The organism is Paenibacillus sp. FSL R10-2736 (assembly GCF_038000245.1).
GTDB lineage: Bacteria > Bacillota > Bacilli > Paenibacillales > Paenibacillaceae > Paenibacillus_AQ > Paenibacillus_AQ phytohabitans.
In genome coordinates this window covers 2483322-2496706 of record NZ_JBBOBN010000001.1, presented here as the reverse complement: position 1 = coordinate 2496706, position 13385 = coordinate 2483322, and the positions used below count along the sequence as shown (strand labels likewise).

11 protein-coding genes are annotated in these 13385 nt (G+C 53.0%); 2 read left to right on the top strand and 9 right to left on the bottom strand.

All coding sequences use genetic code 11. From position 1 onward, the window contains the following. Window positions 1-170: 170 nt before the first annotated feature. The 4 genes from NSQ73_RS10540 to NSQ73_RS10525 all read right to left on the bottom strand — a co-directional run bounded on the left by NSQ73_RS10540 (window position 171) and on the right by NSQ73_RS10525 (window position 5616). The gene (locus NSQ73_RS10540; protein WP_042138559.1) at window positions 171-635 is read right to left on the bottom strand and encodes a GNAT family N-acetyltransferase; all 465 of its coding nucleotides are present in this window, start codon (window positions 633-635) and stop codon (window positions 171-173) included. Beyond that, window positions 625-1815 carry a formate-dependent phosphoribosylglycinamide formyltransferase gene (purT, locus tag NSQ73_RS10535; RefSeq protein WP_340989249.1) on the bottom strand — a complete coding sequence of 397 codons (1191 nt, stop codon included), beginning with the start codon at window positions 1813-1815 and terminating at the stop codon, window positions 625-627. Before purT ends, NSQ73_RS10540 begins: the two co-directional genes overlap by 11 nt. Before the next feature lie 148 nt (window positions 1816-1963). Further along, window positions 1964-3994 (bottom strand): dynamin family protein, encoded by a 2031-nt coding sequence (locus NSQ73_RS10530; RefSeq protein ID WP_340986356.1) that lies wholly within the window; start codon window positions 3992-3994, stop codon window positions 1964-1966. After that, complete coding sequence (locus NSQ73_RS10525) at window positions 3991-5616, bottom strand: dynamin family protein (RefSeq protein WP_340986355.1); 1626 nt, start codon at window positions 5614-5616, stop codon at window positions 3991-3993. The genes NSQ73_RS10530 and NSQ73_RS10525 overlap by 4 nt, the downstream gene beginning before the upstream one ends. Window positions 5617-5985: 369 nt before the next feature. Between NSQ73_RS10525 and NSQ73_RS10520 the strand changes: the two genes are divergently transcribed. Beyond that, window positions 5986-6336 carry a PadR family transcriptional regulator gene (locus NSQ73_RS10520; protein ID WP_039308867.1) on the top strand — a complete coding sequence of 117 codons (351 nt, stop codon included), beginning with the start codon at window positions 5986-5988 and terminating at the stop codon, window positions 6334-6336. Beyond that, window positions 6326-6883, top strand: coding sequence for a DUF2812 domain-containing protein (locus NSQ73_RS10515; protein WP_340986354.1), 558 nt, complete (start codon window positions 6326-6328; stop codon window positions 6881-6883). Before NSQ73_RS10520 ends, NSQ73_RS10515 begins: the two co-directional genes overlap by 11 nt. 146 nt (window positions 6884-7029) lie before the next feature. On the opposite strand, the gene NSQ73_RS10510 is transcribed toward NSQ73_RS10515, so the two are convergent. The 5 genes from NSQ73_RS10510 to NSQ73_RS10490 all read right to left on the bottom strand — a co-directional run bounded on the left by NSQ73_RS10510 (window position 7030) and on the right by NSQ73_RS10490 (window position 13265). Then, on the bottom strand, window positions 7030-7296 hold the full coding sequence (locus NSQ73_RS10510; RefSeq protein ID WP_039308864.1) for a hypothetical protein: 267 nt from the start codon (window positions 7294-7296) through the stop codon (window positions 7030-7032). Between the two features lie 2 nt (window positions 7297-7298). Beyond that, entirely contained in the window at window positions 7299-8009 is a 711-nt protein-coding gene (gene nth / locus NSQ73_RS10505; protein WP_042138565.1) for an endonuclease III, read from the bottom strand. Between the two features lie 215 nt (window positions 8010-8224). Further along, window positions 8225-11035: an S-layer homology domain-containing protein gene (locus NSQ73_RS10500; RefSeq protein WP_340986353.1), complete on the bottom strand. Its 2811-nt coding sequence runs from the start codon at window positions 11033-11035 to the stop codon at window positions 8225-8227. A gap of 22 nt (window positions 11036-11057) precedes the next feature. Further along, on the bottom strand, window positions 11058-11714 hold the full coding sequence (locus NSQ73_RS10495; RefSeq protein WP_340986352.1) for a GerMN domain-containing protein: 657 nt from the start codon (window positions 11712-11714) through the stop codon (window positions 11058-11060). Window positions 11715-11822: 108 nt separating this feature from the next. Next, window positions 11823-13265 carry an N-acetylmuramoyl-L-alanine amidase family protein gene (locus tag NSQ73_RS10490; protein ID WP_042138568.1) on the bottom strand — a complete coding sequence of 481 codons (1443 nt, stop codon included), beginning with the start codon at window positions 13263-13265 and terminating at the stop codon, window positions 11823-11825. Between the last annotated feature and the right edge of the window lie 120 nt (window positions 13266-13385).

The following is a 13385-nucleotide window of genomic DNA, read 5'->3' as shown; positions in this document are numbered from 1 at the left end:
AATTACTTGAGGAAACGGCTTTGTCACCATGAATCATGAATAAGGATGATACCGTTTCAGCAGGGAATAGATAGATATGTTATCGTGTGAGACTTATAAAGTCTGTATTCCGGCATAAAAAAAACCATCCCGCTTACGCCGGGATGGGGATGTTCGGTTACGTATAGGAATTATAGCAATGCTTTGTTAAAGCGGTAGCCTGCTGTCTTTTCGAATCCGATATGGCGGTAAAAAGCATGCGCCGGTGCACGTTCGACGCGGTTGCCGCTTCGCAGGAACAGCTGGCAGCAGCCTTGATGGCGTGCCCATTCTTCCGCTGCGGATACGAGTCTTTTGCCAAGGCCCTGTCCTCTAAGTTCCTCTGATACGATCAGCGCGGTAATTTCCGTAATACAATCTGCATGTTTGTAATAGGACTTCACCTGCCGGAGTCCGATCATTCCCACAACTTCGTTATTGAGTTCTGCGACCATTGTGCAGTGGAGCGGATCATGCTCCATGCCTTCCATTCTCTCTTTCATCACGCTAAGCGTCGTCGGATAGCCGAATTCCCGCAGAAGGGCTGTAACTCTCTCCAGATCATTCATGCCACATTTGCGAATTTGCAGTACCTGCTCCTGAGTACTACTGTTCATCCTCGTATACCTCCACTTTTAGCATAGACGCCGCCTGCTTGGCCGTCGTCCGCGCGATTTCCACATCTTCCGCTGAACTGAGTGTTACTGCCATCCGCCGTCCAGGGCGGATCTCCGGTTTGCCGAATACACGGACTTGCGTTCGGGCAAAGGTTAGTGCCTTATCTATCCCGGTTACCGCAAAAGCTTGTCCAGTTCCTTCGGCCTTCAGGGTAGCTGAAGCACCCGGTGTCAACAAACGTACCGATTCCAGCGGAAATCCAAGAATGGCTCTGACATGCAGAGCAAATTCCGACAAATCCTGCGTAATCATTGTAACCATACCTGTGTCATGCGGTCTGGGTGATACTTCGCTGAACAGTACCCCGTCCGTGGTCAGAAACAGCTCCACTCCAAAAATCCCATATCCGCCAAGCTCATCCGTAACGGCCCGGGCCATCGACTGTGCTTCGGCAAGCAGCGCTTCACTCATCTGATGCGGCTGCCAGGACTCCACATAATCGCCATCCTTCTGGATGTGGCCAATCGGCGGACAAAATACGGTTCCGCTAACCGAGCGGACGGTAAGTAATGTAATCTCACTCTCGAAAGTGACAAAAGCCTCTACAATGACGCGTGTACCTTTGGCACGTGCTCCTTCCAGAGCCGTATTCCAGCATTCTGCGGCATCCTCAGGTGTCCTGCAAATACTCTGTCCCTTGCCGGAAGAGCTCATAATCGGCTTGATCACACACGGTGTTCCAAGCTCACCTACGGCCTGGCGAAGTTCGTCCAGACTGTCAGCGAACCGGTATCCGGCGGTCGGCAGACCCAGCTCTTCAGCCGCTAGGCGGCGGATGCCTTCCCGGTCCATCGTCAGTCTAGCGCTACGTGCGGTCGGGACCACGAGGAAACCTTCTTCCTCCAGTTCCACCAGCGCTCCGGTAGCAATAGCTTCGATCTCGGGGACAATCAAATCCGGTTTCTCTGAACGGATCAATTGCTTCAGTGCCTCTGCATCCAGCATATCCAGTACATAAGAGCGGTGGGCTACACCCATCGCCGGTGCAGCTTCATAACGATCCACAGCTACGGTCTCTACGCCAAGGCGCTGAGCTTCGATAATGACTTCCTTACCCAGTTCACCGCTGCCGAGCAGCAGCAGCTTCTTGCTCCGGGCTGAAAAAGGAGCTCCCCACATTGTCGACTCCAACCTCTTTTCGCAAATTTGACTGCCGACTTCTCTATTTCTGTAAATTGTCGCAGTTTCATTGTAAATTTTCAGGCTTCTTTATTTTCATCCATCAACCAGCAGATTGCAAGCGTTCTTCGACATTTTCCTACAAACTTCACAGATGACTGTCCACCATATTGACGAAAGATTGCTCCATGAGCGATAATTCGCCGGCAATTTGGCCCCAGTGCTGCGCTGAATCACCCCCTTTCAGGAGTTCCGACATGGCCGCTTCCTGCTCGGCCAGACCTTCACGCAGCTGCTCTGCGGCAAGGGAAAGTGCCGCCGCTGCCGCACCGGTATAGAAAGACAGCAGCCGTTCTTCCTGGCTTACTGCCGCAGCAGCAATAGCTTCTTTGAACCAGTGCTCGGCAGCTGTACGGATGTCTGCCCGTCCAGGGCCTTCAAAGAAATGACGCGGTGATCTGAAGCGGCTCCAGAGTGCTGCCCAATCCAGCGGGGCAAGGGAGCAATCGAGCTTAGCCGGCGCAGGCCAGCGCTCGTCTGGATTCTCCAGAAGCTGAAGCTCCTGACCCGGGATGGAAAGCTCTGCGGCTGCAGCCGCAGCCGCCTGAGTTACCAGCCTGCGCCCTGCCGCCTCCAGCCGCAGGGTGGTCGCCCACAGTTCCTGCTCCAGTTCACGCAGGATACTGCGCTCCAGCTCCCGGCCGCAGGCGATGAAGATATCTTTCAGGTGACCGCCCTCTTCCCGGAGGATAGAGGGATGGAACGATTCCTGAAAGGAACGGCCGAAGGAGAAGGACAGGCGCTGCCGGACATGATAGAGAAGCTCCTCACCCTCGCGGCGCAGATCCCGGATGGGCCGCTCTTCCCGCTCAAGCTGTGCCAGCCGGAGGCCTGCGTCATCCCGGCGCTTCCGGAACCGCCGGAGCCCTTCTTCCCGCTGGTCCGCTGCCATAAGCGCCATATGCTGCCATTCCTCCGCGCGGAGCCGGACCGAGCTAAGGCTATCCCTCGCCGCCGCCAGTGACAGGCGCGGCAGCTCCTCACCCGCAAATTCAGACAGCGCTTCTTCAAAGCTATTGAATCCGGAAGCCTCGTAGGACTCCCGTACCCCGCGCGACTTGCCCTCCAGCGCGAGCAGACTGGACAAGGCATAGATCCGCGGGGAGGTCAGGCCGCCGGCACGCAGATTCTGCGTCACATGCTGCTTCACTTCTTCCAGCTCTGCCTCGTCTGAAGCGAGGTCGGACGCATTGATGATGAAGAACATTTTATCCAGGGCAAAGCTGTCCTTGATTCTTCCCAGCTGGGCCAGGAGACTGCGGTCGGCTTTGGAGAAGGCATGATTATAGTAGGTCACGAAGCAGATCGCATCCGCATTCTTCATGTAGCCAAAGGTTACACCGGTATGCCGGGCATGTAAGGAATCCGCTCCGGGGGTGTCAACCAATACGATGCCGCTCCGTGTCAGAGGGCTGTCATAATAAAGGTCAGTACTCTGCACGAAGCAGGCCCGTTTCTCATCGGCTACCAGGCTGCGGTATTCCTGCAGGCTGACCGTACGCTCTGTTCCGAGCAGCGGGCCGGATTCCTCCCAGCCCGCTGCCGCTGCGCGCAAGAACCCGGCATGCGGCAGCGAGGACGGATGAAGCCCGCTGGTCTGCAGGCGGGCCACCGTTGCAGTCCAGGTTGTGTGCTGCGGCGGTGCCAGCTGCAGCACACTGAAGGAATGGAGGATATCATCCCAGAAATCCTCCGCTGACTTCATGGTCACGGCCGCAGTCGCGTGGGCGAATCCGCCCTCCGGGGCCAGAATGCGGCCGACGGCAGCCGTGGCGGGATGCGGAGACACGGGCAGCACCTCTTCACCCAGCAGGGCGTTGGCGAAGGAGGATTTGCCAGCGCTGAACGCTCCGAACAGCGCCATCGTGAAGCGGCCGCCGGCGAGGTCCTCCGCCCGCGCCGCCAGGCTGCGCGCAGCCGAGGCCATGGCCGGCTCGCGGCGCAGCAGCCCGGCCGCAGCGTGCAGCGCCGCTGCGGCCTGCGTCAGCCGGCGGCGCCCGCCCGCCGGCTGTGCCGTACCCGCCGCCCACGTTGCGGCGGCGGGGTGTGAAGCCGCTGCGCTGCGCGGCGGCTTCACGGGGCTGGCGGCGCTAGGCGCGCCAGCCGTAAGGGCCCTCACCTCCGGCAGGACGCCGGGGGTGAGGGTACGGCGCGGCGGCAGCAGCGCCGCGAGTTCGTCCGCGCGGGCGGCAGCCGCGCGGTCCAGGGCGGCCAGCGCGGCGTGCGCGTGCGCCTGCCGCAGCAGGGCCGCTTCGCGGCGCGCGAGCTCCGCGCGCCGCTCGTCCAGCAGCGGCGGCAGCTGGGCCAGCAGCTGCTCGCCGAAGGCCAGGCCGCGCGGCGGAACTGTGCCTTGATCTCTGCCGCAAGCGCGCGGCAGAAATTAAGCAGCGCCTCGCCCGACGACCCGGTTCCCGGCTTGACCTGATCCGCCAGCCACTGCTGGCTCACCGCCGGGAACACCTGCTTCAGCAGCGGCTCTGCCCCTTCCTGCCACAGCCCTGCGCCTTCAGCCCAGTCACGCACAAGCTGGAGTATATGCCACTCCAGCTGGGCAGTGATCTCCCTCTGCTGAAGCCCGTGCCAGTGGAGAAGCCGCGTTGCCTGCTCCTTCTCCCGCTTCGCCGCGGTGAACAATAACCCGCGCCGAAAACCCGGGCTGCTGCTCTCGATATAGGCTCCAGCAGCATCCCTTACATCGGCTGGCATCAGATTGCTGTTGCCAAGCAGGGCATCCAGCTTACTCCGCAGCTCCAGCCGCATCTGCTCCGGCAGCTGCACGAGCAGCTCCTCAGCCTGCGAAATTGCCCGGATCTCTGCCTCCACTGCTTCCTTACCGGCACCCCCGGCCGCTTCCAGTAACTGAGAGCGCTCCTCCTGCTGCTCCTCGCGGTAAGCTGCAAGCACCGCAGCCGCCGTATGGTGCATGGAACGGGACAGACTGTAGCCGAGCAGTTCTCCGCGCTGCTCCAGCAGAGCTGCAATTACCGCGAGCAGATCATCCCATTGGTTCAGAGGATGATCCTTAACTTTGAGTGAAGTGAACAACAGACCAGCGGAATGAATTCCCCATTCACGGAAAGCGCTTTCTACTTGCTGCCGGTATTCCACTATGGAGATTTCCAGTTCTCTGTGCTTGTCGATCTGATTGATGATAAGGTACAGCGGCTTGCCCCAGTCGCTGAGACTTTTGGCAAACGCCAGATTATTCTCCGACTGCACATGGTTGTAATCCATGACGTAGAACACGGCATCAGCCAAATGCAGCGCCGAGTGGGTCGCTGCCTGATGCCCCTCATCGGTTGAATCCACCCCGGGAGTATCCATTAGAACGCCGTGCTTCCCCAGCAGCGGGACTTCCTCCCAGACCTCAATCGCTGAATATTCAGCGCCCTGGCGGCAGTACTCCTGCAGCCGGTCTGGTGTAGTCTCTATTGCCGGTGCAGAACTCCCAGGTGCCTCCGGCTCTGCATGAAGCACTACCCGCGGAGCCCCGCTGCGGATCGATACGATATTGGCGCTGGTCGGAACCGGACCTGAAGGCAGCACTGCTTTTCCGCATAGGCCATTGATCATACTAGATTTACCCGCGGAGAAATGTCCGCAGAAGGCAAGGGTCAGCTCCCCCGCCTGCTCTTTGAGCATCAGATCTGCTGCTATCTGCGCACTATTCTGTTCGCCCCAGCTCTCCAGCTGCTGCTTCAGCAGCATAAGCGTTGATGTACCGGATATTACTTCTCTCATCCTGCTCCGTTCTGCTCCCACGACAACCCCACTTTCTGCAATCTACAACATGTGCATCCAATTATATTTATAGAGAAGAATTTATAGGCTTCGGGCTTCCACTTATGAGAAGCTATAACATTAGTATGTTTATCTGATCAGCAAGAATAGAATAATTACATTTTATCATCAGATTGTCACAAATCAACTAGCCGCTTTTACAAAATCAGCTATAATCCTTCACGAAAAACAAGACTTCGCTGGACTAATCCCCCCCTTGACAGATGATTCCAGATTTATTACTATATCCATATCGGATATATCATAAGTGGATATAACCAAATTGGATATATAACTAAGGATCTTCTATTATCGGACAGGAGGTGTGTAATGACCAAGAATAACCCATTGCAAATGGAGCAATTATCCGACTCAGCTTATTATATTCTGCTCGCGTTGCTCACTCCGAAGCACGGTTATGCAATCATGAAGTACATCGAAGAGCTAACCGAAGGCGAGGTCAGGATGGGACCCGCTACACTCTATACACTAATTAAGAAACTGCAGAAATCCGGCTATATTCTATTGAACGAGGATGAGGATGAGCGGCGCAAGACCTATCAGATTACTTCAAGCGGAACGGCTCTGGTGGAGGCTGAGATTGAACGGAGACTGCGCATGTCGAGGCACGGGAACATAGCACAGCTAAATGCTAAGGAGGCGTTGACTCATGAAAACTAATAAGCAGACACGGTACATTCCGTCTAAAGGACTGGCTTTTGCCGAGCAGAATGAAATGAATAAATTAAGCAGGTTGTCGGAGAAAGGCTGGCTGCTGGAGCGGTTCTCCCTGTTTGGTTCTGGCTTCATTGTCCGCAGAGGTCCAGCGCATAAGCAAATTTATTGTCTGGACATCCAGCATGTGCCGCAGAAGGACGAGAATGAGTACCGTGAAATGTTCGCTGACAGCGGCTGGGGTTATGTGTGTTCCGCCGGGGATATGCATATCTTCGTTGCTGAACCAGGAACCGTTCCCATTCATACAGACCGCTCAACACTCTATGAGAAATACCGCAAAATCACCCGTACCAGCAAAATTTTCACTATTGTAGTCATGCTGCTGACGTTCATCACTTGTGTGCTGCTATATCTTTCCCGGCAGGTGTGGGACCATCAGCTGCTTCAAAACATCTCGCATGTTTCCCTGCTGCTGTGTGCCGTGTTCTTCCTGCCTTCCCTTATGGTTTACATTGCCTATTCTCTAAGGCTTAGAGCGTTCTCAGATTAGCCAACCACGCATATAACACCTCACACTCTAAGGCCTTATCTTCGATGATTACTCAGGAATTTGCCAGGCCCCCAAGCATATATATTCTTATCGTTTGACGCAAAGAGCCGGCCCAAGGGCCGGCTCTTTGTACATATGAATTGCTATTAAGCTGTTTCCAGGACTGGAAGCAGGATTTCGAACACTTTACCGTGCTGCAGAATGGTAAGGCCGCGGGCTTTGTCCTTCATAACAACCACTTCAGGCTTCACGGACATACGTTCCAGGTAGAACTCAGGCACATCGCCGGAATGGCTGATTGTGATGCCCTCTACTTCCTGCTCTTCATTTTCTTCCATAGGGCTGTCCACCACACGGTCAAAAATATCGGAGAACGCTTCAAAATTATCGGTGTATACAGAAATGCACTTCATCTCTATCCCATCCTCTTCTTCATCTCTAAATCTTTGTTTGATTTCGTATGAACCTTATCTTTCCTGATTACAGCGGTTTTCATACGTTTTTTGCCTTCCCGGCATACATCCAGCAGCGGGCAGACCTGACATTGCGGATTCTGCGACTTACAGTGATAACGCCCGAAAAAGATCAGCCGGTGGTGCGTTAACGTCCATTCGTCACGCGGCACCGCCTTCATCAGCTTTTTCTCCACTTCCAGCACCGAATCTTTCCAGCCCGCAAGCGCGAGCCGTTTGGCTACCCGTTCCACATGAGTATCCACGGCAATGGCCGGTACGCCGAAAGCGTTGGATATGACCACATTCGCAGTCTTGCGGCCGACACCCGGTAAGGTTACCAGCAAATCATGGGCCTGAGGCACTTCTCCGCCATACTGCTCAATCAGAATGGAGCAGAGGTTCTGAATATGCTTGGCCTTGTTGCGAAATAAGCCAATCCGCCGGATATCCCGCTCGAGCTCTTCAAGCGGCACTGAAATGTAGTCGATTGGAGCTTTGTACTTCTGAAACAGGTCCTCGGTCACCTTGTTCACCGTTGCGTCCGTACATTGGGCCGAGAGCAGCACCGCTATGGTTAGCTCAAAAGCGTTACTATGGTTCAGCTCACAATGCGCATCAGGGAACATGCCTCCGATGGTATCCAGGATGTGGCGGACTTCTGCAACTTTCATAGCGTCCCCTCCACGGAGTACTTACACCCGAAGTTGATCACTCGGGCATAACTTCTCTAAATAAAAAGAAATATAAGCAAAGAATACATTATATCGTATACTTCCATAGCGTTCAAGTGAACACAGCGCTGTCCTTATATTTCAAAAAAAACGTCTTGATTCAGGGCAAAAGCCTGAATCAAGACGGTGTTTCACACGGAAAATCACCAAAACGATTATTGTTTCACTATTTCCACGATCTTGTCGTTGTTGAAATACATTATAATATTATCATTTTCTTTGAGAGATTGCACGGGTAAAGTCGTGTCACCTTGATGAATATATGCGTTTGGCGCAAGCACAAACTTATAATTTTCATTCAGAGTAGCGCGTTTGGTCATGACTTCATTGGTCGCAGTCTCATAACGCGAGAAGGTACGGCTAAGCTGACTGAATACCGAAATTATGATTACCCCGCTGGCATCCTTACGCGCTAATACCCGGTCCGCTGTAGTAAGGCCGCTCAGATCAGTAGTGGTTACACCATCCCGGGTAATTCTCACCCCTGCGCTGGCGGTGAAATTCTGAGACACTCCGGAATAATCCTTCACGGTCAAGGTTTTTGCTGCAGCGTCCACTGCTGAGATTTGTCCGGAATACTGCTTAACCGACTGCAGCGATAATGCTGTAGTCCCGTCAAAGTTAATGTTCACATAATCGCCAGTCTTTATCTCACTAAGAGTAATTGTCTGGCCGGCTTCATTGCTAAGTGGAACGGCCGCTACGTAAATATCGCTGGTTCCACTGCCTGTTTTGACAGTGACTTTGTTGGTATTGGCATTCACTCCCGCAACCTCAAGCTGTGCAGATGAAGCTACCCGCAGGACCGAAATTACCTCTTGATTGCCGGTGAGTATTGCAGTTACTGGTACATTCACCGAAACATCTGCCATAGTCGCACCGGTTTTGCCAAATATATCTACGGCAAGCGGATATCCCATGGTCATCAGCTGGCCATTACTCATTTTGAAAACAATGGTCCTAGCCGAAGCATTAATCGCAGTCAGTGTACCGGAATATTTGGTTGATAGCTCAACAGACAGTGCCCGCTCATTAATGGCAGTCACATCTACTTTCCGGTTTTCGGCAAGTCTTGCACCCATACTGGTAATGGAAGTTGTCGGAACGCCATCATAAACCATTTTAGTACTTGTATCCAGCTTTATTACATGTGCTTTACCATCATTATCAGTGAAGGTAAGGAATTGTGTCTTCGCATTGAAATCAACCACCGTTGCTCCGGTAAACTGATTGATTTGCCGGCTGACCACCTCAATTTGGGTCACCTGATCACTGCTGTTAAGCGTAAGCTGAACATTGTCTCCGCCAGTTTTATCAGAGATAAGATCACCCATCACAGGATTAGCCACATTCGGAATTACAATTACCGGTTTGCTGGCCAGAAGTTTAACTTCACGGCTTCCATCCGTCTTTTGATAGACAATAGTAGAATTCGTCAGCTCATAGATAAAGCCTTTAACAGTACGCTCTACACCTGAAGTAACTTCCACAGAACGGATCACGTTATCCTTGATTGTGTAGGAGGCAGCAGCACCTGCCTTCAAATCAGCCGGTAGAAGAATGGAATTCTGGGAGCTGAATAGGGAAACTCCATCTTCCCACTTGAAGCTTTCCGTTGTTCCGTCTGTATTCTTGAAGGTAATGCTCTTGGAAGCTGCATCTACATTTTGAATCGTTCCGGTTGCAGTCTTATTGACTACCCCAGAGGTCACCTGAACCTTCACCACTTTATGTGAACCACTGTACGTTTCACGGGTCAATCTTATTTTGCTGCCCGCAGTAATTGATGAAGGCTGGATCACTGCCCCATTCACATCGGTGAATACAGTTTCGGCATCATAGTCATATTGATCGTAACCCAGAGCTGAATCCACCCAGACGATACCCGAAGAGATCTTGGTAAACGTCCCCTCCGCCTGATCAAGTTGTTGCGTAGGGTCAGTCAGTTCTACATATGCTGCGTTATAGGTTGCTCCGATAACAGTCACCTTGGTGTAGGGCTGTATCTCGTTCAGAGAGATGCGGGTCTCCGAGGTACTTGTGAAATACGCAGTGTTCGCATTCAGCGTGAAGTCCGTAGTGCTGCCGTTACTAAATAGTGTCAGCTTGCCGTCTTTCAGTGAACTTACCGTTCCTTTGAACGTATTATCGTAGTCAAGCGTGTTGTGTGCCTCAGCACGGCTGAAGAAGGTGGCTAGCTGGGCGCGGGTAACTGCTCCCTGCGGGTCGAAGCGGTTGCCGTCCAGTCCGTTGGCCAGGCCCAAATCAACTGCGGTGTTAATATAGCCGCGCTTATTCGCAGATACCTTGGAATCGTCGGCAAAACCGGTCGGTTCACCCGCTGCCGCTGCTGCAGATGCACTCTTACCCAGTGACCGGACCAGTAATTCTGCGACCCACTCGCGGCTGGCCTTGCGCTCTCCCCAGGAGGTCTTCAGGTTATCTGCAGCCATTTCTACCGTCTTATCCAGCAGTCCCTGCTGAAAAGCCAGCACAACATAAGGCTTGTAATAGTTAGTTACAATGAAATCAGCAGGAAGAACTACATCTGTGCTTGTGTTCACGTTACCCTGCAGCTTCATAAAGCGCAGCGCCATCAGAACAGCTTCTTGCTGGGTAACGGAGTCACCCGGACGGAATAAACCGTTATTCCCTACAACGATGCCTTGGCTTGCCAGCTTGTAGATATGTTTCTCGGCCCAGAAGGCTGTTTTGACATCACTGAATATCCCTGCAGCTGTTGCTGCTGACTGGGGAGTTACGGCAGCTGCCGGCGTTCCGGTTGATGTGGTTTCGGCAAAAGCCGCTCCCGTGCCGCCAAGCACCATAGTGCCGGCCAGAACGGCGGACACCGCTTTAGCAGAATAAGATTGAACCTTACGCTTTAATTTTTTGTGACCGGACAATTCGATATTCCCCTCTCTATGGCTCATCTGAATTTCTATGTTGCCTACTTCGTCAGCCATTGGCCTATTTCCTGCGCAATGCTTACAATCCGTTGTTCTCACGCGTTATTGGATGCACGAGATCCACATGCCCCATCAGGCTCTCCACTTGTTCTCCGTCTACCAGCACATCGATATTCTTCACTTCTTCAAACTGGAAGAAGGTCTGGGACAATGCGCTGATTGCCAGGGCCTCACCGCCTGCACCAAGCTGTGCCTCATCCGGCTTATGAATATCCAGGACAATCTGTCCATTCGTGAATTCCAGTGATTTCAGCTCGATTTTGCTCCACAGCGGAATCTGGTCGGCATTCTTGCTGCTCTGGAGAGCCTTAAAGGCCTCTGTATATTTGTCTTTGGCATCTGTGAAGCTGACAGAGACGTCGGCCGCCACCAGATCTGTCTGCTGCGGATCTGTATAATAGACCTTGATAGTCTGGCTCTGCTTCTCTGGCGCTGCCGGCTGTTCAGTAGCTACAGGAGCTTCCGTGGCTGCAGGCTCCGGCGTACTTGTAGCCTGAGGTGCACTAGTGCTATTAGCGCTGCTGTCGTTCCCTGCGTTTCCTTCAGCTCCGCTCGATACGGAGGATGAATCCTGTCCTGCTGCATCTGCCGGTGAGGCGGTTGGTTTGTCACCGCATCCCGAAATTACTGCGAGCAGTAATACTGCTATACCTGCATATGTCAATTTCTTGTTCATCACTAAATAACCCCCTCCATATGAATACGGGCAGGACAGGGCCGCAAAGTCCTTTGACCCCAATCTATGGCCGAAAGCCGACTTTGCGGCCCTGGCTGCCGCCCGCTGTTATTGAACCCCGAGATATTCCTTAATCCCGCTGACCATTGATGCAGCAACTTTGTTCTGAAGTGATTCCGTGAACAGAAGTGCCTCATCATTCTTGTTGCTGAGGTAGCCAACTTCAAGCAGTACCGCAGGCATCGTTGTCTCGCGTATAACGTGGAAGTTGCCGTAACGTACGCCCCGGTCACTAAGTCCGGTAGCCTGTACAAGATACTTGTGCATCACCTTTGCCAGAGCCTTGCTGGCTTCGCGCTGATAGTAGGTCTCCGTTCCGCTTGCTGCGGACGAGCCGCTGCTGTTGGCATGGACAGAGATGAATAAATCGGCTTTGAGGTTGTTGGCAATTGCCGCCCTGTCCTTCAGTTCAAGGAAGGTATCATCGCTGCGGGTCAGAACCACGTCAATTTTGTTCTCCTGCTTCAGCAGCTCCGCCGCCTTCAGAATAACAGCCAGATTGAAATTCTTCTCGTATTTACCGGTAACCCCAACGGCCCCGGAATCCTTGGCGCCATGCCCGGCATCGAGCACCACCAGTTTACGCCCGCTGTTGCCGGGCTGTGTAGAAGTATCTCCAGTGCTCTGCGCATTCAAGTCAATGACAATCAGCTTGGAGACATCGCCCGAAACTTCAACGCTATAATTTCTCGAGGTAGTAAGGTCAATTACAAAACGTACAGTGTACGGGGCGGTACTATACAGCGAGTAACGCACACCGGTTACATCCGGATAATCCGTAACCGTAAGCATACCGTTCAGGTTGGGATCCAGCTGTTGTCCTGTACCGAATACATCCGAGAAAGTGGCATTCGGCAGGTCAATTATAATCCGGTCCGGTCCGCTCACTTTGGAAACCTTCGGCTGGGTGTTGCCCTCAAGTGCAATGCTTAGCCTGTTCTCGTTGAAGCTGATTCCGTTAATCATGCTCAGGCCGCTTGCCGCATCATCCGGCGGTACTACAACGGTTCCCCCGTCTCCGTTACTTCCACCTGTTTCCGTGTTAGTATCCGGGATTTCCGGGGTAATAAGATCTACAATCTTCTTCGTATTGTCCCATTTGACTGTAAGGCCAAACTGCTCTCCGATGAATCTGATCGGCACGAGAGTTGTACCGTTCCGCAGAAGCGGTGACGTGGTCAAGACCACGGTCTTGCCGTCTACGGAGGCTGCAGTCTGATTCACGATCAGCTGCATAGTCTTACCTTGCTGTTCAATCGTAACGGTCTTGCTTGTCTGATTCCAGTCTACCTTGTATCCAAGGTTCTCAGCGATCATTCTTAGCGGCACCATAATGGAGTTGTTTACATTTTCCACCGGAACATCCTGCCCTGCGGTCAGTTCCTGTCCATCCAGGAAAATCTTGTTGGTAGCCGCAGCAGCTTGTCCATGCCCCGGCAGAATCACAACAAAGAACAACAGCAGCAACAGCATACAAGCAAATTTCTTCATTCTTCACCTCTAAGACTCTAGTATTCCGCCCCCAAACGAGCGTTCTTGGTGCTATCCTACTGACAACCTTCGACATAGTTTAGACGCCTGATGAACTTAAAAGTTGCGAATAAATACCAT

Excerpts from the sequence above, each read along its gene's own strand:
- nth (WP_042138565.1), bottom strand. The coding sequence starts at position 8,009 with ATGAAAGTTGCAGAAGTCCGCCACATCCTGGATACCATCGGAGGCATG.
- NSQ73_RS10540 (WP_042138559.1), bottom strand. The coding sequence starts at position 635 with ATGAACAGTAGTACTCAGGAGCAGGTACTGCAAATTCGCAAATGTGGC.
- NSQ73_RS10515 (WP_340986354.1), top strand. The coding sequence starts at position 6,326 with ATGAAAACTAATAAGCAGACACGGTACATTCCGTCTAAAGGACTGGCT.
- NSQ73_RS10490 (WP_042138568.1), bottom strand. The coding sequence starts at position 13,265 with ATGAAGAAATTTGCTTGTATGCTGTTGCTGCTGTTGTTCTTTGTTGTG.
- NSQ73_RS10520 (WP_039308867.1), top strand. The coding sequence starts at position 5,986 with ATGACCAAGAATAACCCATTGCAAATGGAGCAATTATCCGACTCAGCT.
- NSQ73_RS10500 (WP_340986353.1), bottom strand. The coding sequence starts at position 11,035 with ATGGCTGACGAAGTAGGCAACATAGAAATTCAGATGAGCCATAGAGAG.
- NSQ73_RS10525 (WP_340986355.1), bottom strand. The coding sequence starts at position 5,616 with ATGAGAGAAGTAATATCCGGTACATCAACGCTTATGCTGCTGAAGCAG.
- NSQ73_RS10495 (WP_340986352.1), bottom strand. The coding sequence starts at position 11,714 with ATGAACAAGAAATTGACATATGCAGGTATAGCAGTATTACTGCTCGCA.
- purT (WP_340989249.1), bottom strand. The coding sequence starts at position 1,815 with ATGTGGGGAGCTCCTTTTTCAGCCCGGAGCAAGAAGCTGCTGCTGCTC.
- NSQ73_RS10510 (WP_039308864.1), bottom strand. The coding sequence starts at position 7,296 with ATGAAGTGCATTTCTGTATACACCGATAATTTTGAAGCGTTCTCCGAT.